The following is a 26,004-nucleotide window of genomic DNA, read 5'->3' on the forward strand; positions in this document are numbered from 1 at the left end:
GGGTATCTTTCCTGCGGTAAAAGAAGACCTCCAGTTGGTTCTGCGCTCGCATCACTCCGCGACCTCCCCGCGCGGGCCGGGGTCTCACGTGGAAGCAGAGGCAACGCACGCGGATGGAACCTGCATCGCGCTCCTGGCAATTCAGCCTGTCGAACTGGTCGGTTACGCGCAAGGTCGGTGTGGTGCTGGTGCTGCCGGTGATGCTGGCGACCACGTTCGCCGTGCTCCGGATCAACAACGAGCTGCAAATGATGACGCAGCTCAGTGCCGCCACCGAACAAGCCACCGTCATCCGGCCCGTCGTCAAATTCGCCACCGCCACCGAGCAACTCGCGGTCGCGGCGACGGCCAACTGGGGTGCGATCGCCGACCCGCAGACCGACGCGGCGCTCACCACCTACGATCAGGCGCTGGCCGAGGTACAGAGCGCCATGCGCTCGGCCCGGCTCTCGCCGACCATCCAGACCGAACTCACCGCCGCCACCGCGACCGGCGCCACTCTGCGCAACACCGTGCGCGGCGGCTCCCCGGCGATGGTCGGTGAGCAGTCCGACGAGATCGCCGAGCGGATCGCCAACGCGCTCGCGCAGACCCCGAACGTCGAGGACTTCGTCGTCCAGCGCTACTTCCTGCAGCTGACCGCGCTGCACCAGGCGCGCCGGATCCTCACTCACCAGCGCCTGCTGGTGGTGTCGCCCGACGCGGGCCGCAGCCAGAGCGCGCGGGCGCGGATGCTGGTCGAGCTCGGCTCCGAGATGACCACGATCATGACCTACGCCATGATCATGCCGGAGAAGGCGGGCAGCAGGGCCGCGATGATGGACGCCGTCCAGACCAGGATGAGCGTGCTCAGCCAGAACAGCGGCGACCCGACCAGCAACGCCGCGGTGCTCAACACGCTGCAGGTCAGCGCCGACACCTACGCGTCGAGCCTGGCCGCCCTGCTCGACAGCATCGACCACACGCTCGAGACGAACACCGCCAACGCCCAGACCGGCGCGCTGCGCGAGACCACGCTGGTGCTCGGCATGCTGCTGGCCGGTCTGGCGCTGGCCCTCGCGGTGGCCCGCACGCTGGTCGTCCCGGTGCGCAGGCTGCGTCGCGACGCGCTCGAGGTCGCGCACGTGAAGCTGCCCGACGAGCTCGCGGTCGTCCGCAGCGGCGGCGCGACCCCCGAGATCGCCCCGGTGGGCGTGCATTCCACCGACGAGATCGGTCAGCTCGCCCGCGCCGTCGACGAGATCCACGAGCAGGCGCTGAATCTGGCCGCCGACCAGGCGCGCCTGCGCCTGCAGATCGGCAACATGTTCGAGACGCTGTCGCGGCGCAGCCAGTCGCTGGTCGAGCAGCAGCTCGCGCTCATCGAGGAACTCGAGCACGACGAAGACAACCCCTCGCGCCTGCAGACGCTGTTCCGGCTCGACCACCTCGCCACCCGCATGCGCCGCAACGGCGACAACCTGCTCGTGCTCGCCGGTACCGTGCTGCGCCGCGGTCACCTGCCGCCGGTGCCGCTGTCGGACATGCTGTGGAGCGCGGTCTCGCAGGTGGAGGACTACCAGCGGGTCGAGATCGGCAACGTGCCCGACGGTGTCGTCGCCGGTGAGTCGGCGGTCGACATCGAGCACCTGCTCGCCGAGCTCATCGACAACGCGCTGCGCTACTCCCCGCCGAGCACCTCGGTGGCGGTCCTCGTCGGCCGCGCGGTCGACGGCGGCTACCTGATCGAGATCACCGACCGCGGTCTCGGCATGTCCGCCGACGATCTGCAGACCACCAACGACCGGCTCGCCTCCGGTGGTGAGGTCACCATCGAGACCGCCCGCCGGATGGGTCTTTTCGTCGTCGGCCGGCTGGCCAAGCGGCACACCATCACCGTCAGCCTGCGGCGCACCTCCACCCAGGCGCCGCAGCCGGGCATCACCGCCAGCGTGCATCTGCCCAGCGCGCTCGTCTCGCCGCCGCCCGTGGTGTCGGGACCGCCGACCGGCCCCAACCCGATCGTGTCGACCGGCTCGCACGCACTGGTGCCCCCGGCCATCGGCCCGCACGCGCTGACCCCGGCCGACATCACCGGCCCCAACCCGATCCTGTCGCCGACCGGTCCACAGCCGCTCGTCGTGCCCGTGCCCGCCGGTCCGAATCCGCTGGTGCCGACCGGCCCGAATCCCCTCGTGCCGCCCGGGTTCGGCACCGGCGCGGACGCCGAGCCGCCGTCGGCGCCGCTGACCGGTAGCGGGCTGCCGCAACGTCGCCCGCTCAACGGCCAGCAGCCCGAAGCCGTCGAGCCCGAGCCGGAGCCCCAGGAGCCGACCGGGCTGTGGGCCGAGCACGAGCACGACACCGACGACCTGCCGGTCCCGGCGCCCACCCCGGTGAACGACCCGGCGCCGAGGACGATCGGCCTGCCGCAACGCGTTCCCGCTTCCGCGCTCAGTGAGCTCACCGAGACGCGGCAGGTGCCGCGCCGACCCGAACCCGAGCCCATGCCTGCACCGGCACCCGCGCCGGTCGCTCAGGCGGACCCGATGCCGACCGCGAGCACCCGGCTACAGCCGGTGCCCGGCGAGGCCCCGACCCCCATCTATCAGCGGATGGTCTCGGAATGGCTCGTCGAACCCGCTTCCGCCACTGCCGAATCCGGCGGCAACGGCGCATCATGGAGTTCCCCCGGAGACGCGGGCTGGTCGGCAGCGGCCAGCGCGGGCAATCCACCGACATCGTCGCGCACCAGCGGTGGCCTGCCGATCCGTAAACCGGGCGCTCAGCTGGTCCCCGGCGGTCTCACCCCGGCCGAGGAGGCGGGTGCTCGCGATCCCGAGGAGATCCGCAACAACTTGACCAGACATCTCAGCGGCGTCCGCAGTGGCCGTGCCGAGATCCAGTACAACGACGGAGGCCTCGAATGAGCAACGCGCACCCCACGGACGAGAATCTGAATTGGCTGGTCGCCCGCTTCACCCGGGATGTGCCCGGCGTCTCGCACGCGGTGCTGGTGTCGGCGGACGGCCTGCTGCAGGCGACCAGTCCGCACCTGCCGTCGGACCGGGCCGAACAGCTGGCCGCGGTGACGGCGGGGCTGGCGAGTCTTTCGATGGGTGCGGCGCATCTGTTCGACGGCGGCAAGGTGATGCAGTCGATCGTCGAGATGCAGCGCGGGTACCTGCTGGTGATGAGCGTCGGAAACGGCTCGCACCTGGCGGTTCTGGCCAACAAGAGCCACGACATCGGCCGCATCGGCTACGAGATGGCGTTGCTCGTCGACCGGGTGGGCTCGGCGGTCACCGCCACCGCCCGCTCCGCCGGCTGAGGTGAGATGTCGAGCCCGTACGGATCAGAAAACCGGCCGACCACCCGGGTCAGGCCCTACGCTCTGACCTCAGGCCGGACCGAGCCCGCGATCTCGCTGCCACTGGAGGCAGTGGTGGAAACGGTCTCCTACACCGCGCATATGGAATGGCCCGCAGGGGATCTGCGCGCCGAAATCATGCGACTGGGCACACATCGGCTCTCGGTCGCGGAAATAGCTGCATACCTCGGACGCCCACTGGGTATGGTCCGGGTGATGATCGGCGATCTCGTAGTCGGCGGGATTCTTCGAGTGCATTCGACGCTGACCGAGCAGGCGAGCTATGACGAACGCCGATCACTGATGGAGAGGACTTTGCGTGGACTCCGTGGCCTCTGAGGGCATGCGCCCCACGAACCCCGATCAGCGGGTCGCGTCGACCAAGATCGTCGTGGCCGGTGGATTCGGGGCGGGTAAGACGACTTTCGTCGGTGCGGTATCGGAGATCGTTCCGCTGCGCACCGAGGCGATGGTGACCCACTTCTCCGACGGCATCGACGATCTCGCCGAGACGCCGGAGAAGGAGACGACCACCGTCGCCATGGACTTCGGCCGGATCGTGCTGCCGGGCAACCTGGTGCTGTACCTGTTCGGCACCCCGGGCCAGAAGCGGTTCTGGTTCATGTGGGACGACCTGATCCGCGGCGCCATCGGCGCGGTGGTGCTGATCGACACCCGCAGGCTGGAGGACAGTTTCGCCGCGGTCGACTTCTTCGAGGCGCGCGGCCTGCCGTTCCTGATCGCGGTGAACCGCTTCCCGAACGCCCCGCGCTTCCCGATCGCCGAACTGCGCGAAGCGCTCTCGGTGCGCGAGGGCATCCCGATCGTCGACATCGACGCGCGCAACGCGGTCGAGGTCAGGCAGGCGCTGGCAGCAGTCACCGAGTACGCGATCGCGCAGCTCGAGCCGCAGCAGTTCGAGGAGGCCGGCCGGCGTGGTTGAGGTGCTCGCCGCGACCGGCGCGGAAACGTTCGGCCGCGGTACCGGCATCGCCTGGGTCGCGTTCGGTTTGTCGATCCTGGGCGCGCTGGTGGCGTTCGCCTGTGTGCGGCACGCCAAGTACTCCCAGCGGTTCCGGATGCTCTGGCTGACCATGGCGGCGGTCTCGCTCGGCGGGGTCGGGCTGTGGCTGGCGAATTCGGTGGCACTGCTCGGCATCCGGGTGCCCGAGACCACGCTGCGGTACAACGCCGCGCTCGGCGCCGCGGCGGCCGCCACCGCGGTCGTCGGTGTGCTGGCGGGCCTGCTGATCGCCGGCCGGACCCCGCAGTTGCCACGGCTGATCGTCGGCGGGCTGACGATGGGGCTCAGCGTCGGCCTGTCGACCTACCTGACCCTGGACGCGCTGACCGTGCAGGGCACCGTAGACGAGTCGCTGGGCTTGATCGGCGTCTCCGTGCTGGCGTCGATGGCACTGTGCACCGCGACACTATGGGCCTTCCAGGTCGTGCGCCTGGTCCTGGTGCGGGTCGCGGCCTCGGTACTGTTCGCGCTCGGCGTCGCCGCCGTGTACTACACCGCGGTCGCCGCACTGGAGTTCACGATCGATCCGGGCAGCCGGACGCCGGGCGGCCTCACGCCGTTCGACCTGGTGTTCCCGATGTTCGTGCTCGGCGCATTGGGTCTGACGGTGCCGATCACCGCGGTGCTGATCGCGCCGGATCGACGCGATGCCGCCGAACGCCAGCGCGAGGCACGCGCCGTCACCGTCCGGTAACCAGCTAACGTCCGGTTTGTCGGAAAAATTGTGGACGAGCGCCCCGCTCGCCGAATCCCTCGCGGCGGGCCGCATCCGGCCCGAAAACCGCCCCTGAAGTGGCGATGAGCGGGTTCTCCGTCACCGGAGAACCCGCCCTCCCGCACGAGAGTACATACCCGCCAAGGACTCCGCATCAGCCACTGGGGAATTTTCTTGTGCCACAAAACAAACCAAGAGTTGGTTATCCGCCTTCCAGCAATCACCCGGCAAGCCGTTAGCCCTGCTCAAGCCAAGTGGCATGCGTCACATGGTTAACCGACCGATTGCCCCGCACCCACCAAAACAGCGCTGAACAGGCATAACCACCTCGATGAAAGCCCCCTGGACAGCAGGTGCGGAAGAACCGGCCGCTGACGGCGCGTTCGGCCCCCAGCAGGCGCCGCATCGGGTTATCGTCGCCGAGGGCGCATTCGTCTCGCCCAGCACATCCAAGGTTCGTCCGAAGGAGTTCGCATGGCCGTCAACGTGGTGCTCGACAAAGTTCTCGACAAGGAATACGAGAACAAGACGCTGAAGGAAATCCTTGCCGCGCCGCCGTCGGCCCTGGCCGGCCTGACCGAGGCGCACGACAAGCAGCTGCTCGAGGCCCTGAAGATCAAGACCATCGCCGACCTCGGCAGCAACAAGTTCTTCCAGCTCGCCGCGGCCCTGGCCGAACTGGCCGAGCGCGAGGGCTGAGTTAAAGGCGGCTGGCGCCGCGGGTTCGCGGCCCCCTTGTGCCTCGCGTCCGAGGGGCGATACTTCGGCTTCGCCGGGACGTCTCGCCCCTCGGACGCGAGGCGGGCCGCGAACACAGTTGTCACGACCGACCTCGCACCTCGGACGCGAGACCGGCCGCGAACGTGATCCTCACGGCCGACCGCCAGGATCAGAATTTCGTCGGGTCTATCACGCCTTTTCGGACGGCGCCGACGATACGGCGCGGCACCTTGTATTCCACACCGCCGACGGTCACGGGAACCAGCTGCGGAACTTCCGCTTTCCACTGCGAACGCCTGCTGCGGGTGTTCGACCGCGACATCCTGCGCTTCGGAACCGCCACGGCTCAGCCCTCCTTGCCCGCGCGCGAGCGCTTTCCGTACTTGCGCTCGAATTTCTCCACCCGGCCCTGGGTGTCGAGGTTGCGATGGGTACCGGTCCAGAACGGATGCGAGTCCGAGGTGACATCGACCATCAGCAGCGGATAGGTCTTGCCGTCGGTCCACTCGACGGTGCGGTCGCTGGTCGAGGTCGACCTGGTCAGGAACCGCTTGCCGGTGCTCGAATCCTCGAAGACCACCGGGTGGTAGTCGGGATGGATGCCCGCTTTCATGATGTTTCTCCTCTCTCGGTGCGCTCGCCCGCCGTGGCCGCGGCCTCGGACGGATCGGCGCAGGGGTCTTCGTGCCAGTCGCCGAAGGGGTCCTCCCACAACGCGACTCGTTCCGGTGCCCGGTCGACCAGCAGCAGCTCGTCGTCCTCGACCAGCGCCCAGTGCAGTGCGTGCCGGATCTCGGCGGGATCGGCGTCGTGGGCCAGGATCACCAGCGACACATCGCGATCGCCGAACCGCTCGTCCCAGCGCAGCGCGGCCATCGCCCGGCGGTCCGGGTCGGCCTCGGCCTGCTCCTCGGCGTCCATCGCCGCCAGCCAGCGACCGGCGCCGCCGACCCGCAGGCCACCGCCCGCCGATTCCAGCCACACCACCTGGTCGGGCTGGGTGGCCAGCCAGATCCGGCCGCGCGCGGTGACCACACCGTCGAACAGCACGTCCAGCGCGTCGTGCAGCCGGCCTGGATGGAACGGTCTGCGCGCGGCGAATTCGATGAGCGAGACGCCACAGTCGGTGGTCAGCGGCGGCTGACCGCGCAGCAGCGGCGCGTGCGCGTCGAAGATCCGGCCGCGGCGCGCGTCGGCCGGGACGCGGGTCAGCAGCGCGCCGATCTCGACCGCGTCGAAGGCCGGGAGTTCGTCGAGCCAGGCGACCGGCGCGGCCGGGGCCAGCCGCCCGAGGACGGCGCCGAGCCGTTCACGCTCGAGCGCGTCGACATCGGTGGCGAGCACCACCAGCGCGTCGGCGAAGTCGACCTGGCCCACGGCCACCTGCGCGACAGTCCGCTCGTCGTCGGCCGCGGCGAGCCCGCGGTCGGCCAGCACCTCGTCGCCGGTGGCGTCGGCGAGCCACTGCTGCCCGTCCAGGCAGGTCAGCGTGGCCTCGATCCGCACGTTCCGGCTCGCGGGCCCGTCGACCCGATCCGCCACTCCGGTCACCTCGACCGTGTCGATCGCGTGGCACAGCGCCTCGGCCTCGATGGCCGGGTCGAGCGCGAGCACGATGCGGCGCACGTGCTCGCGGGCGGCGAGCGTGCACAGCATCGGCAGCAGATCCGCGCGCAGCGTGCACGACACGCAGCCGTGCGCGAGTTCCAGCACGGTGGTCGTGACGGTGCCCGCGGTGCGCACCGTGCGCCGCACGACACCTTCGCGCAGCTCGGCGAGGTCGTGGTGCACCACCACGGTGCCCGCGTCCGCGCTCAGTGTCGCCGCGATGTGCTCGACGCCGGTCATGGCAGGTCCGGAGAAGCCGGCCAACAGCACGACGGGCGTTCTCCGGTCGGACTGGTCCAGCACCCGATACCCCTTTCGATAACGATTTTCATTTACGTTACCCCAACGGTACAGTGCGGAATAACTGTTGTCGAAAATGGTTGTCATCTCTATGGAGGGAGGTCGCATGTCGGCCCACTGCCAGGTCACCGGTCGCAAGCCCGGCTTCGGAAAAGCCGTCTCGCATTCACACCGGCGCACCAACCGGCGCTGGAACCCCAACATCCAGCGCAAGACCTACTACCTGCCCAGCGAGGGCCGCCGCATCACGCTGACGGTCTCCGCCAAGGGCATCAAGACCATCGACCGGGACGGGATCGAGGCCGTGGTGGCTCGCATCCGCGCTCGGGGCGACAAGATCTAGGAGCACCCATGGCCTCGAAGTCGACCGATATCCGGCCGATCGTCAAACTCAAGTCCACCGCGGGGACCGGCTACACCTACGTCACCCGCAAGAACCGCCGCAACGACCCCGACCGGCTGGTCCTGCGCAAATACGACCCCGTCGTGCGCAAGCACGTCGACTTCCGCGAGGAGCGCTGATGGCGAAGAAGTCCAAGATCGCCCGCAACGAGCAGCGCCGCGCGATCGTCGAGCGTTACGCCGCTCGGCGCGCCGAGCTCAAGGAGCTCATCCGCAAGTCGTCCACCGGGGACGCCGAGCGCGCCGCCGCGCAGGCCGAACTGCGCAACCAGCCCCGCGACGCCAGTCCGGTACGATTGCGCAATCGGGATGCAGCCGATGGCCGGCCACGCGGCCATCTCCGGAAGTTCGGCCTCTCCCGTGTTCGTGTGCGCGAGATGGCCCACCGGGGCGAGCTCCCTGGGGTCCACAAATCGAGCTGGTAGACACCCACTGATCTCGTGAGAAGGAACATCGCATGGCAGTGAAGCGAGCACCGTCCAAGAAGGCACGCGCCGAGCAGGGCCGTAAGCCGAAGAAGAACCCGTTGATCGCCGCGGGCATCGAGGTCGTCGACTACAAAGACGTCAACTTGCTGCGCACCTTCATCTCCGATCGCGGCAAGATCCGCAGCCGCCGCGTGACCGGCCTGACCCCGCAGCAGCAGCGTCAGGTCGCCGTCGCGGTGAAGAACGCCCGCGAAATGGCGCTGCTGCCCTTCACCACCAGCAAGTAGCCCGAACGCGAAAGTGGCCCCGAAGCTGTTGCCTCGGGGCCACTTTCGTTGTGCAGGCGATGAGCGCCGCGACTACGTCATCACGGGATGGTGAGAACCTGGCCCGCGTTGATCAGGTCCGGGTTGTCGATGCCGGAGGCGGCAGCGATCTCGGAGTAGCGGTTGCCGTCGCCGTAGAAGCGCTCGGAGATGGCCCACAGGGTGTCGCCCGGCTCGACGGTGTAGGTCTGCGCCGCCGGCGGCGGGGGGACCTCTTCGGCGATCGGGGCGGCGGCGACCGGCTCCGGCTCGGGGGCCGGCAGCGGGTTGTCGGTGTTGGTGGCGGTGGCCCACGCGACCGAGTCGTCGGTGCCGTAGAGCACGACGTTGCGGTCGGGCTGCACGACCAGACGCTCGACGTTCTTGCCGCTGGTGTCGGTCGCCCAGACGCGCGAGCCGTCACCCTTGTAGATGACGAAATCGCCGTCGTGCTGCAGAGCCGCGCGCTGCACGTCCTGCCCGTGAGTTTGTGCGGCCCACACGACGTTGCCGTCGGGCTCGGTCAGCACGAGGTTGCCGTCCGGCTGCAGGGCCAGGGTGTACGCACCGCCGGTCAGGGACTGTCCCAGTCCCAGTTCTTCGCCTACGCGCAGCGTGTCGCCCACGTTCGTCCTTTCGAAGATCCAGTTGCAGAGCATCCAACAGATTGATGCTCGCCGTATGCCACGGCGTCGCATCGCAAGCGAATGTAGTCCCCACCGAGCCGAAATGGGTGAGTTACGCGCAGGGTTCGCGGAAAGTTCACTGTGAGGAGTACCGCATCCAGGATGCCCTACGCACCCGCGCGAGGCCGCGCGCCACGCCGACTAGGCTCGCGTCATGCGAACGACGTCGCGTTTCACCGCCGCCGCGGCCGCCCTGGCCGTGCTGCTCGGCCCGCTCACCGCCTGCTCGAGCTCCGATGACGCTGCACCCCAATCGAATTCGACGACCCCGAGCGCCCGGCCGGAAGACGGCAACGCGAGCCTCGGCCACCGCTTCACCCCCGATCCCACCATCGTCAACCCGCACCCGCTGCCCTTTACCTCGTGGACTCGCCTGAGCGACAACATGATCGGCGTCAACTTCCAGACCGGTAACCCCGAGTGCTACGGCGTCGACGCCACCGTCACCGAGTCGGCCACCGCGGTCGCCGTCGCCCTGCGCGCGGGCACCCGCGCCGACGCGGTCGGCAAGATGTGCACCATGAACGCCGTCTTCGGCACCGTGGAGATCACCCTGAAGGCGCCGCTGGGCAGCCGCCAGGTGGTCGACGCCGGATAGCGAACTCGTGTGCCACACAAGGGAATCTGTACGGCACACGCGGTACGGACGCCCACCAGAATGCCCCGAGCGACATGAACTGCCGAATCCGGCGAAGCGGATGACGGCCGGAGCCGATTCGGCTGCCTGAGGTGATGTAATGAGCCCTCGCGGTTTCATCCCGTCGAGGCCCGCCGGCGGACGGATTCGCCGTGCGTGGCGGCCATCCCCTGCGCCACCCCCAGGCGTTGGCGCCGGGCAAGCGAGTCGACCGTTTCGGCTATGCGGGCGGGAAATTCCTCGCACCACAGGGTGATGCTTTCGCCGCACGTGCCCTGCCGCCACAGAACCTGAACACTCCGGCCGGCACGCCGTTGAGCAACTATCACCTGTACTGCGTCCTCAAACCATTCCAGGTCGACGCGGGTCCGATCGCCGCGTGGTTCGAACAGCCCGGCGGTGGCACACAGTACAAATTGGAGTCGAGCTACCTGCCCGAGGCAGGCGCGGCCTCGAGCGTCACCTGGCTGCCGCAGAACGGCTACCTCGTCGAAGAACGACCCTCCTGAGCGGAGTAACCATGAGTTGCCAACAACTCAGCGACGCCCTCGCCGATGCGGGCCTGCCCCCCGGCTCCTATCAGATCGACGGTGTGCACGAATCCGATCCGCTACCCACCGACTTCTGGTTCCTACGGCCCGGCCACGACAACGGGTGGGAGGTCGGCGCCTACGAGCGTGGGCAATTCGACGTGCGGGCGCGCTTCGACACCGAGTCCGCGGCCGCGGACTGGATGCTGACCACCCTCACCGGTGCCGCATCGAACTGACCCCAATAACGAAAACGGGTGCCGCACCGAGGATTCGGTGCGGCACCCGGTCGGGTTCGCCGTGACTCAGTGCGCGAAGTGACGCGCTCCGGTCAGGTACAGCGTGACGCCGGCTTCCTTGCAGAGCTCGACGGTGTCCTTGTCGCGGATCGAGCCACCGGGGTGCACGATAGCGCGCACGCCCGCGGCCACCAGGATCTGCGGGCCGTCGGAGAACGGGAAGAACGCGTCGGACGCGGCGACCGAGCCCTTGGCCCGCTCCCCCGCGCGCTCGACCGCGAGCTTGCAGGAGTCGACCCGGTTGACCTGACCCATGCCGACGCCGACGGCGGCGCCGTCGTCGGCCAGCAGGATCGCGTTCGACTTCACGGCCCGGCAAGCGCGCCAAGCGAATTCGAGGTCGGCCAGGGTGGTGGCGTCGGCCGGGTCGCCCGCGGCGAGGGTCCAGTTGGCCGGATCGTCGCCCGCGGCGTCGAGGACGTCGCGGTCCTGCAGCAGCGCGCCGCCGCTGATCGGGCGCAGTTCCACACCCTTGCGCTGCGGCGGCTCGGCCACCAGTACGCGCACGTTCTTCTTGCGCTGCAGCACCTCGACCGCACCGGGCGCGTAGCCGGGGGCCACGATCACCTCGGTGAAGATCTCGGCGACCTGCTCGGCCATCTCCACGCTGACCTCGCGGTTGGCCGCGATCACGCCACCGTAGGCGCTGACCGGGTCGGTGGCGTGGGCTTTGCGATGCGCCTCGGCGATATCGGCGCCGACGGCGATGCCACACGGGTTGGCGTGCTTGATCACCGCGACGGCGGGCTCGTCGAAGTCGTAGGCGGCACGCCAGGCGGCGTCACCGTCGGTGTAGTTGTTGTACGACATCTCCTTGCCGTGCAGCTGCTCGGCCTGCGCGATGCCGACCGTGCCGTCGTTGCTGGTGTACAGCGCGGCGGCCTGGTGCGGGTTCTCGCCGTAGCGCAGCACCGCGGCGCGCTCCCACGAACCGGCGACCCAGCCCGGGAACTGCTCGGTCTCGGGCTGCACGGCGGGCACGGCGACCGAGCCCATCCAGCTCGCGACGGCCACGTCGTAGCTCGCGGTGTGCTGGAAGGCCTTGGCGGCCAGCCCGGTCCGCTCGGCGAGGGTGAAGCCGCCCGACTTCACCGCGGCGAGCACATCGTCGTAGTCGTTGACGTCGACGACCACACCGACCGAGGGGTGGTTCTTCGCGGCGGCACGCACCATCGACGGGCCGCCGATGTCGATCTGCTCGACGCACTCGTCGATGCTCGCGCCACTGGCCACGGTCTGGGTGAACGGGTAGAGGTTCACCACCACCAGCTGGAAGGCCTCCACGCCCAGCTCGACGAGCTGGTCGACGTGCTCCGCGCGGCGGGTGTCGGCCAGGATGCCCGCGTGCACCCGGGGGTGCAGGGTCTTGACCCGGCCGTCGAGGGTCTCCGGGAAACCGGTCAGGTCCTCGACCTTGGTGACCGGAATGCCCGCCTCGGCGATCTTGCCCGCGGTCGAACCGGTCGACACCAGCTCCACGCCCGCGGCGTGCAGTCCGGTGGCCAGCTCGATGAGCCCGGTCTTGTCGTAGACGCTCACCAGCGCCCTGCGGATCGCCTTACGTTCACTCACCGGCGTGCTCGCTCATCTGGAATTTCTGCCTTTCGTCCGTCGGAGACAATGCCTCGGGTCGCGACAGCGGCGATGACCTCCGCCAGCAACCGTCGCTCGACAACCTTGATGCGCTCGTGCAGGGCGGCCTCGTCGTCGCCGGGCAGCACGTCGACCGCCTCCTGCGCGAGGATCGGGCCGGTGTCGACGCCACCGTCGACCAGGTGCACCGTGCAGCCGGTGACCTTGGCGCCGTAGGCGAGCGCGTCGCGCACCCCGTGCGCGCCGGGGAACGACGGCAGCAGCGCGGGATGGGTGTTGATGAACCGGCCACCGAAACGCTCGAGGAACGCGGGACCGACGATCTTCATGAAGCCGGCGGAGACCACCAGGTCGGGCTGGAAGGCGTCGACGGCCTCGGTCAGCGCGCGGTCCCAAGCGGCCCGGTCGGCGAAGTCCTTGACCGCGACGCGGAAGTGCTCGATCCCGGCGGTCTCGGCGTGTTCGGTGGCCTGGCACACCCGGTCGACGCCGACCGCGACGATCTTGGCGGGATAGCCGGGCTCGCGCGCGGCGGCCAGCAGCGCGTTGAGCAGCGAGCCGGTTCCCGAGGCGAGGACGACGACGGTGGCCGGTGTCCCTGCGGGCTTCCACTGGGCAAACGAGGACGTCAGCGCTCTACTCCTGCGTGTGTCGGGTCGCGGCGATCGGCGATACCGCCGGGTCGAGCTTAACGACCGGTGCTCTTGTCCCCTTCCGGCAGGTCCGACTCGACGACCTCCGCGTCGACGATGTCGCCGGTCGGCGCGACCGTGGAGCCCGGCGCGGCGATACTCACCTCGACGTCGTCGTCGAAGTCGGTGACCAGTTCGGCGTCGACCTCGACGGCGGAATCGTCGTCGTCGTAGTCGTCTTCGTCCTCGTCGTCGTAGTAGTACTCGTCCTCGTCGTCGTACTCGTCGTAGTCGTCATGGTCGTCGTAGTCGTCGTCGTATTCCTCGGCCGGGGCCGCGGGAGCGAGGAAGCGACGGGCGAAGAACATGCCGACGAAACCGCCGAAGCCGAACCAGGTGACCATCAGTACGACCAGCATCAGCAGGTCGACCCCGACCCGGCCGACGGCGCCGAGCTGTCCGCCGCCGAGGATCGCGAGCAGCAGGAAGGTCAGTGTGGACAGCGCGGCGGACGTGAGCGTCGCCCACGGCGCGCCCGGCCGGTCGTCGCTGGTGCGGCCCAACTCGATCCCGCCGAGCACACCCACCGCGATCGGCACCAGCAACAGCACCGGCCACCAGGCCGCCGACGGACCCTCCGGCAGCGGGATCAGCGCGGGCAACACGGGGACCTGCCCGGCGGTGACGCCGAACAGCCCGACCGACCCGGCACCGAACTGGACCGCGGCCCCGCACAGCATCCCGGCCGCGGCGATCACCACATTCGGCAGGTAGAGCAGCGACAACAGCGTCATGCCGAGGACATCGGTGACGTCGTGCGCCTGGTCGTACGCGCCGTCGAGCCGGGACAGATGCAGGAAGAACGACACCGCGGTGGCCAGCGCGGCGCAGCCGAGCATGCGCAGCACCGTGCGCCGCGCGGCGCGAGCGCCGAGCACGGCCCATTCCGGGATCTCGACCGGCAGCAGCGCGCACACCGACGGCCAGGCGCGACTGGCGACCCCGCCCGCCGCCGCGCCGAGGTAGAGCACGAGCACCCAGCCGAACGCGGTCACCGGGCCCGGCGGTTCGAGCGGGGTGACCCCCGCGGCGTCCCCGGTGACGGCCAGGCAGACCGCGGTCATCAGCAGCGGACCCGCGAGCACGGCGCCGGTGAGCCACCCGAGTTCGATCGGGGTGGGGCGGCGGGGCACCGCACGCGCGCATTCACGGGCGGCCACCAAGACCAGGACCGCGGTCGGGACGAGCGGCAGCACGCCCAGCGTCGTCCGGCCGACGGTCAGCGGAATCTGGTGAGCGGCGAGCCAGGTCGCCGCGACCGCGCCCGGCGTGCTGGTCAGATCGGTATCGGTGGTCAGCATGACCACCAGGACGAGCAGGATCGTCGCCGCCAGCCCGCAGATCGTCGGCCGGGCGGCGACCAGCAGCAGGGTGCGCGCCCGCTCGGGCGACAGCGACCACCAGGGCGGCTCGTGACGGTGCCCGGATGGCGGTGCGGTGGCCTCCCTGTCGCCGCGTGACCCGGAGGTCCGGCGCACGAGGGCGTTACGGGAGCTCATGACAATTCAGCGTGGCAGCTTCCCCGGCGGGCGCGGGTCAGGCGCGCCGCGAGCCCACAGGCGCACCTGTGGGCTCGCGATCGAACCTGTGCCACGCGCGGCGGCCGTCGGTTTTACTTGTTGTCCTCGTTCGGGCGGAACGCCGTGGTCGCGTCGGCCGCCGGATCGGCGGTCTGCTCACCACCGAACGGCTGGCCCTGCTGCGGCGCGGCCGCACCGGGCTGCTGCGCGCCACCGTAGGTCGGCGCGCCGAAGGGCTGCCCCTGACCGGGCTGCTGCGCGCCGAAGTGCTGGGTCGCGCTCTCGTCCGGACGCGGCTGCGCCTGCGGCGCACCACCGTACGGCGACTGCTGCTGCGGCGCACCGTACTGCTGGCCGTACGGCGACTGCGGCGGCTGCCCGTAGGACGGCTGCTGCGCCTGCTGGCCGGGCTGACCGTAGGACGGCTGCGGCACCGACGGCTGGCTCTGCTGGCCGTACGGCGACTGGGTCGGGTACTGGCCGCCGGTCTGGCCCTGGCCGTAACCGCCCTGACCGTAGGCCTGCTGGCCGGTGCCCTGGCCGTAGCCCTGCTGCTGGCCGTAGCCCTGCTGGCCGTACTGGCCGAACTGACCCGGCTGCTGCTGCGGCTGGGCGGGCTTGGGCGCCGGCGGCTTGATGATGCCCAGCTCGAACAGCACCGCGACGATCGCGGCGGCAGCGGTGAGCAGCGCGAACACGATCACGATGTAGGCACCGAACTCCAGCTCGGCGCCCTCGGGCACCGAGAAGGTCAGCGCGAGCACGCCGAACAGGCCCGCCACCGCGGCCGCGGCCGCGGCGCCGAGCAGCTTCTGCTTGGGCAGCAACGACACACCGGCCAGCAGACCGGCCAGCAGCACGATGGACAGCGTGGCCGAGCCGCCGAAGTAGGCGAAGAAGCTGTCGGTCTCGTCGCTGCTCACGGTGGTGCCGCCGATGGTCACCGGCTTGGCGCCGACGAACGGCAGGAAGCCGAGCAGGAAGGTCAGCACGCCGAGACCGGCGGTCGCGGCGGTCAGAATGAACGGCAGCCCTTTGCCTTCCGAACCGTCCGCGGTCGATGGCGCAGCCGCGGCGGCTCCGGTGCTCGGGCCCTGGCTGGGCGCGGCGGGTGTCGCGGGTGCGTTGTACCCGGAGCCCCCGGTCGGGTATGACATGTCGTCGTCTCCTTGTCGAGTCGTGCGCATCGGTCGCGTCGAACTGACTGGTGCTGATCCGGTTACTGACGCTACTGCACGTCCCGTCCCCGGTCATCACCTACCGATCGGGCTGTGGACAACCACGGCCCTGTGGAGAATCGACGAAGGCCGCCTCCGTCGAACCTGGAGGCGGCCTTCGTAGGTGTTGCGATGGATCACGCAGAAGCGATGGACGCCTTCTCCAGGATCTCGCGCGCCAGCGCGGCGGTGGCGGACGGCGTCTTGCCGACCTTCACGCCGGCGGCCTCGAGCGCCTCCTGCTTGGCCTGCGCGGTACCGCCGCCGCTGGAGACGATGGCGCCGGCGTGGCCCATGGTCTTGCCCTCGGGCGCGGTGAAGCCGGCGACGTAGCCGACGACCGGCTTGGTCACGTTGGCCTTGATGTAGGCCGCGGCGCGCTCTTCGGCGTCGCCACCGATCTCGCCGATCATGACGATGATCTTGGTCTCGGGGTCCTTCTCGAACGCCTCGATGGCGTCGATGTGGGTGGTGCCGATGACCGGGTCGCCGCCGATGCCGATCGCGGTCGAGAAACCGAAATCGCGCAGCTCGTACATCATCTGGTAGGTCAGGGTGCCCGACTTCGACACCAGGCCGATCGGGCCCTTGCCGGTGATGTTGTTCGGGGTGATACCGACCAGCGCCTCGCCGGGGGTGATGATGCCGGGGCAGTTCGGGCCGATGATGCGGGTCTTCTCGCCCTTCTCCACGTTGTAGGCCCACGCGTAGGCGGAGTCCTGCACCGGGATGCCCTCGGTGATGACCACGAGCAGCGGGATCTCCGCGTCGATGGCCTCGATGATGGCGTCCTTGGAGAAGGCGGGCGGCACGAACGCGATGGAGGTGTCGGCGCCGGTCTTCTCGATCGCCTCGGCGACGGAGGCGAACACGGGCAGCTCGATCTCGTTGCCGTCTTTGTCGGTGTGGGTGACGGTGGTGCCGGCCTTGCGCGCGTTCACGCCGCCGACGACATTGGTGCCCGCCTTCAGCATCAGCGCGGTGTGCTTGGTGCCCTCGCCGCCGGTGATGCCCTGGACGATGACCTTGTTGTCCTTGTTCAGGAAGATGGACATGTTCGTGTTCCTTACTTGGCTGCGGCCAGTTCGGCAGCCTTGTCGGCGCCTTCGTCCATGGTCTGGGCCAGCGTCACCAGCGGGTGGTTGGCCTCGGCGAGGATCTTGCGGCCCTCGTCGACGTTGTTGCCGTCGAGACGGACGACCAGCGGCTTGGTGGCCGCGTCGCCGAGGATCTCCAGCGCCTTCACGATGCCGTTGGCGACCGCGTCGCACGCGGTGATGCCACCGAAGACGTTGACGAACACGCTCTTGACCTGCGCGTCGCCCAGGATGACGTCCAGACCCGCGGCCATCACGGAAGCCGAAGCACCGCCGCCGATGTCGAGGAAGTTGGCCGGCTTCACGCCGCCGTGGTTCTCACCGGCGTACGCGACGACGTCCAGGGTCGACATGACCAGGCCCGCGCCGTTGCCGATGATGCCGACCTCGCCGTCGAGCTTGACGTAGTTGAGGTCGTTCTCCTTGGCCTTCAGCTCGAGCGGGTCGGTCGCTTCGACGTCGGCGAAGTTCAGGTGGTCGGGGTGCCGGTACTCGGCGTTCTCGTCCAGGGTGACCTTGCCGTCGAGGGCGAGGATCTCGTCCTGCGGCGTACGCACCAGCGGGTTGACCTCGACCAGGGTGGTGTCTTCGGAGATGAAGACCTCCCACAGCTTCTGGATGGTCACGGCCGCGGCGTCGAGCACGTCGGCGGGCAGGTGGCCCTTCTCCGCGATCTCACGGGCGAAGGCCAGGTCGACACCCTTGACGGCGTCCACGGCGATCTTGGCCAGGCGGTCCGGCTTGGTGGCGGCGACCTCTTCGATCTCCATGCCACCCTCGACCGAGCACATGGCCAGGTAGGTGCGGTTCGAACGATCGAGCAGGAAGGAGATGTAGTACTCCTCCGCGATGTCCTTGGCCTCGGCGACAAGGAGCTTCTTGACGATGTGGCCCTTGATGTCCAGACCGAGAATGTTCTGCGCGTGCGTGAACGCGTCCTCCGGGGTGGCGGCGTACTTGACGCCACCCGCCTTACCACGGCCGCCCACCTTGACCTGCGCCTTGACCATCACCGGCTTGCCGATTTCCTCGGCAATCGCGCGAGCTTCTTCGGCCGTGTCGCAAACACGACCCTCGGACGAAGGCACTCCGTGCTTAACGAAGAGCTCCTTCGCCTGATATTCGAAGAGATCCATGTACTCACCGTCTCGTCTGCGTTGCTATGACAACGTCTTTGTTGGCGGCCCGACGTCGGTAGCGGGTCGGGTCGGACTCTAACCAGTCACATGGAGGGCCAATCGGCCACATTCATCCTAAGTGGCGCAGGTCACGACGTGTTACGGGAGGTCGGGAAAACCGCTGGCCAAGGCTACTGGCGAGTAGTTTTTCGGCGATTTCCGGCACCGTGGCAGGTCGGGACACGTAAAGCCGCGACCCCTCACGATCTACTACGTTATGTCGTCGACGGAGCTCACCCGGGACACCTGAAAATGGTGAGATATTCCGACGCGTTACGGTGACGAATCTCACACAGTACGCTAGGTTTCCGACCAGCGCTTGCCACTCTGCAATCGCTTCGTTACCGTCAATGCGGTCGAAGTCACAACCAGGTCACGACAACCAGGTCACGACTGGGCAAGTCAGGACTGAGGAGGACGACAAGCTTGAGGCACGTCAGCACTCGCTTGGAACAGCCGTCGGCGATTCGGCGCAGCCGATGAACCACCGCTCCACCTTCACAGTCGAAGATCGCACCAATTCCGGCCACCGTTACCGGTACACCGACGAGTACACCTCGCACCCGCAAGGCCGTCGTGCGCCCGCTGCGGCGCCCGAGACGGCGTGGCCGCAGCAGAACACCTGGCAGGACCAGAACAACTGGAACGCCGACAGCGCCTGGACTCCCGCCGCGGACGAGTGGACCCCGGACGAGTCCGACACCTATGACTCCGGCGCCTACCCCACGTCGTGGGAGCCCACCCGCGCCGCCGAGTCCGAAGAACCCACCCCGCGTCGCGCCGAACGTCGTGGTGGCGCGCACCGCGTGCCCGCTCCCCCCGCCGCGCTGAAGGGCCGTGCCGCGGTCATCGCCGTCGCCGCGGGCGCTGTCGTCGCCGCCGGTCAGGCCGCGATGGCCGACCCGGGCCAGCCCGCGCACGGTGTCGACTACGAGGCCGCGGGCCAGATCCACGAGATCGCCGCCCAGTCGATGAGCACCGCCGACCTCGGCGAGAACGGCACCGGCGCTTCGGTACTCGAAGCCTCCGCCATCGCCGACAAGAGCCACTTCGACGACATCCTCGCCAAGGGCCAGAAGTTCGCCGAAGACCTCGCCGCGCAGGAATCGGCCAAGCTGCGCCCGCTGTTCGCGAAGTTCACCTCCGGCAACTACACCTCCGGTTTCGGTGCCCGCTGGGGTGTGCAGCACCTCGGCATCGATGTCGCCGGTCCGATCGGCACCCCGATCTACTCGGTCGCCGACGGCACCGTCATCGAAGCGGGTCCGGCCTCGGGCTTCGGCATGTGGGTGCGTGTCCTGCACGACGACGGCACCGTCACCATCTACGGCCACATCGACACCGCGACCGTCTCGCAGGGTCAGCGGGTGCTGGCCGGCGATCAGATCGCCACCATGGGCAACCGTGGCTTCTCCACCGGCCCACACTGCCATTTCGAGGTGTGGCTCAACGGCACCGACAAGATCGATCCGGTCCCGTGGCTGGCCACCCGCGGCATCAGCCTGGGCTCCCAGCGCGACTGAGGTGAGGTGATCAGCGGCACCCTTCACAGTGCCGCTGCACCCGATTAGCGTTCCGGTCATGGCTGGTACGACGAAGTACACGCAGTTCATCGCGCTCCCACCGGCATCCGTGTGGAGCGTACTGGGGGATCTCGCGCAGTGGCCGGAGTGGAATCCGGGCGTGCGGTCGGTGCGGATGCACGGGCCGGTCGCCGTCGGTGCCACCGGTGACTATCTGCCCAACGGCCAGGTCGCGGCGCGCGTGCACGGGCGATTCGGTGGATCGTTCACCGTCACCGCCGTCGTCCCGGATCGGGAACTGAGCATCGAGCAGCCCGAACCCGCCGGAACCATGCATCTCACCTGGCGGTTGACCCCGCGTGACGGTGGTACCGAGATCACCCAGGAGCTGCGGTTCACCGGGCCGTCCGCCGCGGCGGCGCGCACGGTGGTCCGGCCGTTCATCGAAACCGATGCGCGGGTGAACTTCTCGCGGCTGGCGCGCTTGGCCGGGCTGGTGCCCGCCGACGACGCGCTCACCGTGGTCATCGCGGGCGGCACCGGTGCGCTCGGCACCCAGATCGCCGCCGACCTCACCTGTCGTGGTCAGCGCGTCACCCTGCTCACCCGCAAGCGCAACCCCGCCCTGCCGTTCCGGCAGACCGAATGGGACGGCCGTTCGGTCGGCGCCTGGGCTGTGGAATTGCGGGAGCCCGGCAAGCTCGCGGTGGTCAACCTCGCGGGCAAGCTGGTCGACTGCCGGCCCACCGAACGCAATATCGCCGAACTGCGCACCAGCCGAGTCGATTCCACCGCGGCGCTGGTCGCCGCCGCCGGTCTGCGGGATACCCCGGTGGACTACTGGGTGCAGGCCAGCACCACCGCGATCTGGTCGGACGCGGGCGAAACCCGCTGCACCGAAACCACTCCCCTGCCCGTCGGCCTGCCACAGATGACCGGCGTCGCCCAGCCGTGGGAGGAAGCGTTCGACCCGGCCCGCGCCGAGCACTGGACGATCCTGCGCACCTCCATCGTCCTCGACCCCGACGCCCCCGCGCTCGAACGCCTCGCCCAGCTCACCAAGGCGGGCCTCGGTGGCCGCGTCGGCCCCGGTGACCAGTGGTTCAGCTGGATCCACATCGAGGACTGGCTGGCCATCGTCCGCGCCACCCTCGGCCTCGACCCCGATCTGGCTCTCCCCGATGGCGTCCTCGTCGCCGCCACCGAATTCCCGGTCCGCAACACCGAACTCATGGCGACCCTGCGCCGCCTGCTGCACCGCCCACCCGCACCCCCCACCCCGGCGGCGATCCTGAAAATCGGCGCGCTCGTCCTGCGCACCGACCCGGCTCTCGGCCTCACCGGCCGCCACGCCACCTCGGAAGTCCTGCACAGGGCAGGCTTCCAGTTCCGCTACCCCACCCTGGACGAAGCCCTGACGGATCTACTCCCGCACTGAGCCGCACACCTCTAGAGCTTCACGATGGTCCGGCTGAACTGAGGAATCAGCCGGATCTTTCCGGCCGTGCCGAAGTCGATGGTGACGGTCGCCAGCGGGCCGACACCGTCGGCGGCGACCACCCGGCCCAGGCCGTACTTGTCGTCGCTGACCCGATCACCCACGGCGAGGACGAGATCGGTGTTGTTCCGCTTGACCGCACCGCCACCCGGGGCCGGCCTGCGCTGACCCGTTCCGCCGCGCACACCTGGACGCTGATCCCAGCCGTCGCCCCTGGTCCAGTCGCGTTCGAAGCCACTCTCCTCGCGCCTGCGGCCGCGCTGCACCGGCGAGACCACCGGCTCCAGCCGGCGCCAGTCCAGCAGGTGCTGCGGAATCTCCTGCAGGAATCGCGATTCCGGGTTCGACACCGGCTGCCCCCAACCCGAGCGGACCACGGCGCGGGACAGGTAGAGCCGCTGCCGGGCCCTGGTGATGCCGACGTAGGCGAGCCTGCGTTCCTCGGCCAGCTCGGTCGGGTCGCCCAGCGCGCGCATGTGCGGGAACTGCCCGTCTTCCCAGCCGGTCACGAAGACGACAGGGAACTCCAGGCCCTTCGCGGTGTGCAGCGTCATCATGGTGACCACACCCGACCCCTCGTCGGGGATCTGGTCGGTGTCGGCCACCAGCGACACCCGCTCGAGGAACGCCGCCAGCGAGCCGGGTTCGGGCTCACCGTCGCCGGCCTCCGGCAGCAGCCCTTCCTCGCGCGCGGCCTCGGCGTTGTTGAACGCCTCGGAACTGAATTCGCGGGCCACGCTGACCAGTTCGTTGAGGTTGTCCAGGCGCGCGCCGTCCTGCGGATCGTCGGAGGCTTCCAGCTCGGCCCGGTACCCGGTGCGGTCGAGCACCGCGTCGACGACATTGCCCACGTCGGGATATTCGCTGTCGGCGCGCTTTCCGGCCGCGCGGATCTCGTCGAGCAGGTCGAGGAAGCCCGCGATGGCCCGCACGGCCCTGGTGTTCAGCAACGCGACCTTGCCGTCGGCGGCGTCACGCAGCGCGGCGGCGAAGCCGATGTCGCGCTGTTCGGCGTGCACCGCCACGCACGCCTCGGCGCGATCGCCGATTCCGCGCCGCGGGGTGTTGAGAATGCGGCGCAGGCTCACCGCGTCGTCGGGGTTCTCCAGCACGCGCAGGTAGGCCACCACATCGCGGACTTCCTTGCGCTCGTAGAACCGGACGCCGCCGACCACCTTGTACGGCAGGCCCATCCGGATGAAGATCTCCTCCAGCGCCCGCGAATTGTTGTTGGTGCGGTAGAAGACCGCGACATCGCCGTAGTTCGCGTCGCCCGCGTCGACCAGCTTGTCGATCTCCTTGGCGACGAACGCCGCCTCGTCGTGCTCGTTGTCGGCGACGTAGCCGGTGATCAGCTCGCCCTCGCCGGAGTCGGTCCACAGCTTCTTCTCGCGCCTGCCCTCGTTGCGCGAGATCACCGCGTTGGCGGCGGAGAGAATGTGCTGGGTGGAGCGGTAGTTCTGTTCCAGCAGAATGGTTTCCGCGTCGGGGAAATCGCGCTCGAATTCCTCGATGTTGCGGATCGTCGCGCCGCGGAAGGCGTAGATGGACTGGTCGGCGTCGCCGACCACGCACAACTCGCTCGGCTCGACGCCGGACTCCTCGTCGGTCGGCGCAGTGTGGTGGCCGACGAGTTCACGCACCAGCACGTACTGCGCGTGGTTGGTGTCCTGGTACTCGTCGACGAGGACGTGCCGGAACCGGCGCCGGTAGTACTCGGCCACCTGCGGATGGTGCTGCAGCAGCGCGACCGTCTCGCCGATCAGGTCGTCGAAGTCCATGGCGTTGGCTGCGCGCAGCCGCTTCTGGTACTCGGCGTAGATCCGGGCGACCAGCGCGGGCAGTTCGGTCTCGTCGGCCTCGGCGTCGGCAGCGGCCTGCTCGGGGCCGATCAGTTCGTTCTTCAAGTTGGAAATCGCGGTCGCCAGCAACCGCGCCGAATACTTCTTGGTGTCGATGTCGAAATCGCGGCTGATCATCGTCAGCAAACGGCGCGAATCGTCGGCGTCGTAGATGGAGAAATTCGAATTCAGCCCCGGCAGCAGGGCGGCCTGCATCCGCAGAATCCGCACGCAGCTGGAATGGAACGTCGAGACCCACATGCTGGCCGCGCGCGGGCCGACCAGCCCGGCGACCCGCTCACGCATCTCGGCGGCGGCCTTGTTGGTGAAGGTGATCGCCAGGATCTGCCCGGTGTGCACGCCACGCGCGGCCAGCAGGTAGGCGATGCGCCGGGTGAGCACCGCCGTCTTGCCCGAGCCGGCGCCCGCGACGATCAGCAGTGGCGAGCCCGCGTGCACGACGGCCGCGCGCTGCTGCGGATTCAGTCCGTCGAGCAGGCGTTCGGTCTCCTCGACGCGGCGCTGCTCGCGTTCCTTGCGGCGCTGTTCCTGCTCGGCGCTGTGCCGCGCCGCCGCCTCGGCCAGCCCACCACCGGACGCGCCGGAGCCACCACCGTCCCGGCGCGCTAGCTCCGCGGGCGCGGAAGCGGGTTCACTGGGATCGGCGGCTGAGGCGTGGGGAGCGACCGTGATATCCATCGTCTGTCCACGCTACCGGCGGGCACCGACAGGCGGCGAACCGCAGGCTTCTCAGCAGATTCACAAACACAACTGTTTTGCATGACTGGGGGCCCGTGGCACACTGGGCCTCATGGCCAGTGCTTCTCCGCATGCCCGGATCGGCAAACGATCCGATATCGTGGCGGTGAGCGCGGCTATTTGCGCACTCCCGGGGGGATCACGTACCGCCCATCGGGAAAGTTTCAGGGTGAAGGAACAGATCGGGTAACAGGCCGTGCGGCCTGACCGATCCAAGTTCTGACACGAGGAGATGAATGATGAGCACCCCTGCTACGACCACCGGGTCCGATTCGGCTCTGCCGCAATCCGAGGCGGAGATCGAGAAGCTCCGCCTCGAGATCGACCAGCTCGACGCCACGATCCTCGCCGCGATCAAACGCCGGAGTGAGATCTCCCGGATCATCGGCCGCACCCGGATGGCCTCCGGTGGTCCGCGCCTGGTCCACAGCCGCGAGATGAAGGTGCTCGAGCGCTTCAGCGAGCTCGGCCAGGAGGGGCACACCCTCGCCATGCTCCTGCTCCGACTCGGCCGAGGTCGCCTCGGCCGCTAGGCCCCACACAGCCACGCGGCGGACCCCCAGTTCGCCGCTTCCACAAAGCCGCCCCGGGTGCTACACCATCCCCGGGGCGGTTTCGCGTCTCAGGTCAGGGCGATGTACTTCGTGTTCAGGTATTCCTCGATGCCCTCGATGCCGCCCTCGCGCCCGAAACCCGATTCCTTGACGCCGCCGAACGGCGCGGCCGGGTCGGAGATGACGCCGCGATTGACGCCGACCATGCCCGTCTCCAGTGCCTCCGACACGCGCAGCGCCCGGTCCAGATCCCGCGTGTACACGTAGCTGACCAGGCCGTATTCGGTGTCGTTCGCGGCGGCGATGCCCTCGTCCTCGGTATCGAAGGCGACGATCGGGGCGACCGGGCCGAAGACCTCCTCGCGCAGGATGCGCGCCGTCGCGGGCACGTCGCCGAGGACGGTGGCCGGGTAGAACCAGCCGGCGCCACCGGGTGCCTTGCCGCCGAGCAGCAGCTGCGCCCCCTGCTCGACGGCGTCGTCGACCAGCTCGCTGACGATCTCGCGCTGATCCTCGCTGACCAGCGGTCCGAGGGTGCTGGCCGGATCGGTGCCGGGCCCGAGCACCACGGTCTCGGTCATCGCGGCGACCAGCTTGGTGGTGAACTCGGCGACCACGCCGCGCTGCACGTGGAAGCGGTTGGCCGCGGTGCACGCCTCGCCGCCGTTGCGCAGTTTCGCCTGCATCGCGCCCGCCACCGCGGCATCGATGTCGGCGTCGTCGAACACGACGAACGGCGCGTTGCCGCCCAGCTCCATCGAGGTGCGCAGCAGGCGGTTCGCCGATGCCGAGACGAGCTTCTTACCGACCTCGGTCGACCCGGTGAAGGTGAGCTTGCGCAGCCGCGGATCGTCGATCAGCGGGCCGGTGACGGCACCGGAGCGCTGGGTCGTGACCACCGACAGCACGCCGTCGGGCAGCCCGGCCTCGCTGCACAGCTTGGCCAGCGCCAGCATGGTCAGCGGCGTCGCCGAGGCGGGCTTGACGATCATCGTGCAGCCGGCCGCGAGGGCGGGCCCGATCTTGCGGGTGCCCATGGCGAGCGGGAAGTTCCACGGCGTGATCGCCAGACACGGCCCGACCGGCTGCTTGGCCACCATGATCCGCCCCGTCCCCGACGGCGCGTGCAGGTAGCGGCCGTGCACCCGCACCGCCTCCTCGCTGAACCAGCGGAAGAACTCGGCGCCGTAGCGCACCTCGTTGCGGCTCTCGGCCAGGGCCTTGCCCATCTCGAGCGTCATCAGCAGCGCGAACTCCTCGGCCCGCGCGGTCAACTGCTCGAACACTGCGCGCAGGATCTCGCCCCGCTCGCGCGACGGGGTCGCGGCCCACGCCTCGCCCGCCGCGACGGCGGCGTCCAGCGCGCGCATCGCGTCGTCCGGCGTGGCATCGGCGACCTGCGCGATCACCGAGCCGTCGGCGGGGTTGCGCACCGCGAAGGTGCCCCCGCCCGTCGCCTCGACCGGCCCGGAGCCGATCCACAAACCCTTCGGTACGAATTCGAGTACGTCACGTTCGGACACCATGGG

General features: G+C 69.2%; 28 protein-coding genes. 16 read left to right on the plus strand and 12 right to left on the minus strand.

What is annotated here, in order from left to right; all coding sequences use genetic code 11:
* Positions 1-113: 113 nt before the first annotated feature.
* The 6 genes from NV348_RS11360 to NV348_RS11385 all read left to right on the plus strand — a co-directional run bounded on the left by NV348_RS11360 (position 114) and on the right by NV348_RS11385 (position 5,787).
* Complete coding sequence (locus tag NV348_RS11360) at positions 114-2,909, plus strand: sensor histidine kinase (protein ID WP_447146885.1); 2,796 nt, start codon at positions 114-116, stop codon at positions 2,907-2,909.
* Positions 2,906-3,310 (plus strand): roadblock/LC7 domain-containing protein, encoded by a 405-nt coding sequence (locus tag NV348_RS11365; protein WP_019049250.1) that lies wholly within the window; start codon positions 2,906-2,908, stop codon positions 3,308-3,310. The genes NV348_RS11360 and NV348_RS11365 overlap by 4 nt, the downstream gene beginning before the upstream one ends.
* Before the next feature lie 6 nt (positions 3,311-3,316).
* The gene (locus tag NV348_RS11370; RefSeq protein ID WP_447146886.1) at positions 3,317-3,688 is read left to right on the plus strand and encodes a DUF742 domain-containing protein; all 372 of its coding nucleotides are present in this window, start codon (positions 3,317-3,319) and stop codon (positions 3,686-3,688) included.
* 4 nt (positions 3,689-3,692) lie between these two features.
* Positions 3,693-4,292, plus strand: coding sequence for a GTP-binding protein (locus tag NV348_RS11375; protein ID WP_447151002.1), 600 nt, complete (start codon positions 3,693-3,695; stop codon positions 4,290-4,292).
* A complete protein-coding gene (locus NV348_RS11380; protein ID WP_447146887.1) occupies positions 4,285-5,067 on the plus strand; it encodes an MHYT domain-containing protein in 783 nt (260 codons plus the stop codon). The genes NV348_RS11375 and NV348_RS11380 overlap by 8 nt, the downstream gene beginning before the upstream one ends.
* A gap of 495 nt (positions 5,068-5,562) precedes the next feature.
* A complete protein-coding gene (locus NV348_RS11385; protein WP_355273495.1) occupies positions 5,563-5,787 on the plus strand; it encodes a hypothetical protein in 225 nt (74 codons plus the stop codon).
* A gap of 190 nt (positions 5,788-5,977) precedes the next feature.
* On the opposite strand, the gene rpmF is transcribed toward NV348_RS11385, so the two are convergent.
* The 3 genes from rpmF to mrf are packed head-to-tail and all read right to left on the minus strand — an operon-like array spanning position 5,978 to position 7,719.
* Positions 5,978-6,151, minus strand: a complete 174-nt coding sequence (rpmF, locus tag NV348_RS11390; RefSeq protein WP_447146888.1) for a 50S ribosomal protein L32 — start codon at positions 6,149-6,151, stop codon at positions 5,978-5,980.
* Positions 6,152-6,154: 3 nt separating this feature from the next.
* A complete protein-coding gene (locus tag NV348_RS11395; protein ID WP_447146889.1) occupies positions 6,155-6,421 on the minus strand; it encodes a type B 50S ribosomal protein L31 in 267 nt (88 codons plus the stop codon).
* Positions 6,418-7,719 (minus strand): ribosome hibernation factor-recruiting GTPase MRF, encoded by a 1,302-nt coding sequence (mrf, locus tag NV348_RS11400; protein ID WP_447146890.1) that lies wholly within the window; start codon positions 7,717-7,719, stop codon positions 6,418-6,420. Before mrf ends, NV348_RS11395 begins: the two co-directional genes overlap by 4 nt.
* A 103-nt stretch (positions 7,720-7,822) precedes the next feature.
* Between mrf and rpmB the strand changes: the two genes are divergently transcribed.
* The 4 genes from rpmB to rpsR are packed head-to-tail and all read left to right on the plus strand — an operon-like array spanning position 7,823 to position 8,833.
* Positions 7,823-8,059, plus strand: coding sequence for a 50S ribosomal protein L28 (gene rpmB / locus NV348_RS11405; protein WP_019049258.1), 237 nt, complete (start codon positions 7,823-7,825; stop codon positions 8,057-8,059).
* An 8-nt stretch (positions 8,060-8,067) separates the two neighbouring features.
* Positions 8,068-8,238 (plus strand): 50S ribosomal protein L33, encoded by a 171-nt coding sequence (rpmG, locus tag NV348_RS11410; protein ID WP_019049259.1) that lies wholly within the window; start codon positions 8,068-8,070, stop codon positions 8,236-8,238.
* Entirely contained in the window at positions 8,238-8,543 is a 306-nt protein-coding gene (gene rpsN / locus NV348_RS11415; RefSeq protein WP_447146891.1) for a 30S ribosomal protein S14, read from the plus strand. The genes rpmG and rpsN overlap by 1 nt, the downstream gene beginning before the upstream one ends.
* Positions 8,544-8,575: 32 nt before the next feature.
* A complete protein-coding gene (gene rpsR / locus NV348_RS11420) occupies positions 8,576-8,833 on the plus strand; it encodes a 30S ribosomal protein S18 (protein WP_447146892.1) in 258 nt (85 codons plus the stop codon).
* Between the two features lie 80 nt (positions 8,834-8,913).
* On the opposite strand, the gene NV348_RS11425 is transcribed toward rpsR, so the two are convergent.
* Positions 8,914-9,477, minus strand: coding sequence for a LysM peptidoglycan-binding domain-containing protein (locus tag NV348_RS11425; protein ID WP_447146893.1), 564 nt, complete (start codon positions 9,475-9,477; stop codon positions 8,914-8,916).
* 214 nt (positions 9,478-9,691) lie between these two features.
* On the opposite strand from NV348_RS11425, the gene NV348_RS11430 reads away from it, so the two are divergent.
* The 3 genes from NV348_RS11430 (at position 9,692) to NV348_RS11440 (ending at position 10,943) form a co-directional block, all read left to right on the plus strand.
* On the plus strand, positions 9,692-10,135 hold the full coding sequence (locus NV348_RS11430) for a hypothetical protein (RefSeq protein WP_447146894.1): 444 nt from the start codon (positions 9,692-9,694) through the stop codon (positions 10,133-10,135).
* Positions 10,136-10,326: 191 nt separating this feature from the next.
* Positions 10,327-10,683, plus strand: coding sequence for a TNT domain-containing protein (locus tag NV348_RS11435; RefSeq protein ID WP_447146895.1), 357 nt, complete (start codon positions 10,327-10,329; stop codon positions 10,681-10,683).
* Between the two features lie 11 nt (positions 10,684-10,694).
* Positions 10,695-10,943 (plus strand): hypothetical protein, encoded by a 249-nt coding sequence (locus NV348_RS11440; protein WP_447146896.1) that lies wholly within the window; start codon positions 10,695-10,697, stop codon positions 10,941-10,943.
* Between the two features lie 66 nt (positions 10,944-11,009).
* Here NV348_RS11440 and purH read toward each other — a convergent pair whose 3' ends face one another.
* The 6 genes from purH to sucC form a co-directional block, all read right to left on the minus strand.
* Positions 11,010-12,575: a bifunctional phosphoribosylaminoimidazolecarboxamide formyltransferase/IMP cyclohydrolase gene (gene purH, locus NV348_RS11445; protein WP_447146897.1), complete on the minus strand. Its 1,566-nt coding sequence runs from the start codon at positions 12,573-12,575 to the stop codon at positions 11,010-11,012.
* On the minus strand, positions 12,572-13,228 hold the full coding sequence (purN, locus tag NV348_RS11450) for a phosphoribosylglycinamide formyltransferase (RefSeq protein WP_447151003.1): 657 nt from the start codon (positions 13,226-13,228) through the stop codon (positions 12,572-12,574). The genes purH and purN overlap by 4 nt, the downstream gene beginning before the upstream one ends.
* Before the next feature lie 56 nt (positions 13,229-13,284).
* Positions 13,285-14,787: a cell division protein PerM gene (locus NV348_RS11455; protein ID WP_447146898.1), complete on the minus strand. Its 1,503-nt coding sequence runs from the start codon at positions 14,785-14,787 to the stop codon at positions 13,285-13,287.
* 113 nt (positions 14,788-14,900) lie between these two features.
* Entirely contained in the window at positions 14,901-15,965 is a 1,065-nt protein-coding gene (locus tag NV348_RS11460; protein ID WP_447146899.1) for a DUF5336 domain-containing protein, read from the minus strand.
* A 197-nt stretch (positions 15,966-16,162) separates the two neighbouring features.
* Positions 16,163-17,080 carry a succinate--CoA ligase subunit alpha gene (gene sucD, locus NV348_RS11465; RefSeq protein WP_364411645.1) on the minus strand — a complete coding sequence of 306 codons (918 nt, stop codon included), beginning with the start codon at positions 17,078-17,080 and terminating at the stop codon, positions 16,163-16,165.
* An 11-nt stretch (positions 17,081-17,091) separates the two neighbouring features.
* Complete coding sequence (gene sucC, locus NV348_RS11470; RefSeq protein ID WP_447146900.1) at positions 17,092-18,258, minus strand: ADP-forming succinate--CoA ligase subunit beta; 1,167 nt, start codon at positions 18,256-18,258, stop codon at positions 17,092-17,094.
* A gap of 521 nt (positions 18,259-18,779) precedes the next feature.
* Here sucC and NV348_RS11475 point away from each other — a divergent pair.
* The gene (locus NV348_RS11475; protein ID WP_447146901.1) at positions 18,780-19,823 is read left to right on the plus strand and encodes a M23 family metallopeptidase; all 1,044 of its coding nucleotides are present in this window, start codon (positions 18,780-18,782) and stop codon (positions 19,821-19,823) included.
* Between the two features lie 58 nt (positions 19,824-19,881).
* The gene (locus NV348_RS11480; RefSeq protein ID WP_447146902.1) at positions 19,882-21,261 is read left to right on the plus strand and encodes a DUF1731 domain-containing protein; all 1,380 of its coding nucleotides are present in this window, start codon (positions 19,882-19,884) and stop codon (positions 21,259-21,261) included.
* Between the two features lie 11 nt (positions 21,262-21,272).
* Here NV348_RS11480 and pcrA read toward each other — a convergent pair whose 3' ends face one another.
* On the minus strand, positions 21,273-23,861 hold the full coding sequence (gene pcrA / locus NV348_RS11485) for a DNA helicase PcrA (RefSeq protein WP_447146903.1): 2,589 nt from the start codon (positions 23,859-23,861) through the stop codon (positions 21,273-21,275).
* A 299-nt stretch (positions 23,862-24,160) separates the two neighbouring features.
* Here pcrA and NV348_RS11490 point away from each other — a divergent pair, with 299 nt between their 5' ends.
* Positions 24,161-24,454, plus strand: a complete 294-nt coding sequence (locus tag NV348_RS11490) for a chorismate mutase (protein ID WP_022566231.1) — start codon at positions 24,161-24,163, stop codon at positions 24,452-24,454.
* Between the two features lie 89 nt (positions 24,455-24,543).
* Here NV348_RS11490 and NV348_RS11495 read toward each other — a convergent pair whose 3' ends face one another.
* A complete protein-coding gene (locus tag NV348_RS11495; protein ID WP_447146904.1) occupies positions 24,544-26,001 on the minus strand; it encodes an NAD-dependent succinate-semialdehyde dehydrogenase in 1,458 nt (485 codons plus the stop codon).
* Between the last annotated feature and the right edge of the window lie 3 nt (positions 26,002-26,004).

The sequence above is a fragment of the Nocardia fodinahabitans genome, assembly GCF_052983615.1.

What these genes read in the sequence shown, in the direction of transcription:
- NV348_RS11360 (WP_447146885.1), top strand. Translation starts at nt 114, where the DNA reads ATGGAACCTGCATCGCGCTCCTGGCAATTCAGCCTGTCGAACTGGTCG.
- NV348_RS11365 (WP_019049250.1), top strand. Translation starts at nt 2,906, where the DNA reads ATGAGCAACGCGCACCCCACGGACGAGAATCTGAATTGGCTGGTCGCC.
- NV348_RS11370 (WP_447146886.1), top strand. Translation starts at nt 3,317, where the DNA reads ATGTCGAGCCCGTACGGATCAGAAAACCGGCCGACCACCCGGGTCAGG.
- NV348_RS11375 (WP_447151002.1), top strand. Translation starts at nt 3,693, where the DNA reads ATGCGCCCCACGAACCCCGATCAGCGGGTCGCGTCGACCAAGATCGTC.
- NV348_RS11385 (WP_355273495.1), top strand. Translation starts at nt 5,563, where the DNA reads ATGGCCGTCAACGTGGTGCTCGACAAAGTTCTCGACAAGGAATACGAG.
- NV348_RS11395 (WP_447146889.1), bottom strand. Translation starts at nt 6,421, where the DNA reads ATGAAAGCGGGCATCCATCCCGACTACCACCCGGTGGTCTTCGAGGAT.
- rpmB (WP_019049258.1), top strand. Translation starts at nt 7,823, where the DNA reads ATGTCGGCCCACTGCCAGGTCACCGGTCGCAAGCCCGGCTTCGGAAAA.
- rpmG (WP_019049259.1), top strand. Translation starts at nt 8,068, where the DNA reads ATGGCCTCGAAGTCGACCGATATCCGGCCGATCGTCAAACTCAAGTCC.
- rpsN (WP_447146891.1), top strand. Translation starts at nt 8,238, where the DNA reads ATGGCGAAGAAGTCCAAGATCGCCCGCAACGAGCAGCGCCGCGCGATC.
- rpsR (WP_447146892.1), top strand. Translation starts at nt 8,576, where the DNA reads ATGGCAGTGAAGCGAGCACCGTCCAAGAAGGCACGCGCCGAGCAGGGC.
- NV348_RS11430 (WP_447146894.1), top strand. Translation starts at nt 9,692, where the DNA reads ATGCGAACGACGTCGCGTTTCACCGCCGCCGCGGCCGCCCTGGCCGTG.
- NV348_RS11440 (WP_447146896.1), top strand. Translation starts at nt 10,695, where the DNA reads ATGAGTTGCCAACAACTCAGCGACGCCCTCGCCGATGCGGGCCTGCCC.
- NV348_RS11455 (WP_447146898.1), bottom strand. Translation starts at nt 14,787, where the DNA reads ATGAGCTCCCGTAACGCCCTCGTGCGCCGGACCTCCGGGTCACGCGGC.
- NV348_RS11460 (WP_447146899.1), bottom strand. Translation starts at nt 15,965, where the DNA reads ATGTCATACCCGACCGGGGGCTCCGGGTACAACGCACCCGCGACACCC.
- sucD (WP_364411645.1), bottom strand. Translation starts at nt 17,080, where the DNA reads ATGTCCATCTTCCTGAACAAGGACAACAAGGTCATCGTCCAGGGCATC.
- sucC (WP_447146900.1), bottom strand. Translation starts at nt 18,258, where the DNA reads ATGGATCTCTTCGAATATCAGGCGAAGGAGCTCTTCGTTAAGCACGGA.
- NV348_RS11475 (WP_447146901.1), top strand. Translation starts at nt 18,780, where the DNA reads ATGAACCACCGCTCCACCTTCACAGTCGAAGATCGCACCAATTCCGGC.
- NV348_RS11480 (WP_447146902.1), top strand. Translation starts at nt 19,882, where the DNA reads ATGGCTGGTACGACGAAGTACACGCAGTTCATCGCGCTCCCACCGGCA.
- pcrA (WP_447146903.1), bottom strand. Translation starts at nt 23,861, where the DNA reads ATGGATATCACGGTCGCTCCCCACGCCTCAGCCGCCGATCCCAGTGAA.
- NV348_RS11490 (WP_022566231.1), top strand. Translation starts at nt 24,161, where the DNA reads ATGAGCACCCCTGCTACGACCACCGGGTCCGATTCGGCTCTGCCGCAA.
- NV348_RS11495 (WP_447146904.1), bottom strand. Translation starts at nt 26,001, where the DNA reads ATGGTGTCCGAACGTGACGTACTCGAATTCGTACCGAAGGGTTTGTGG.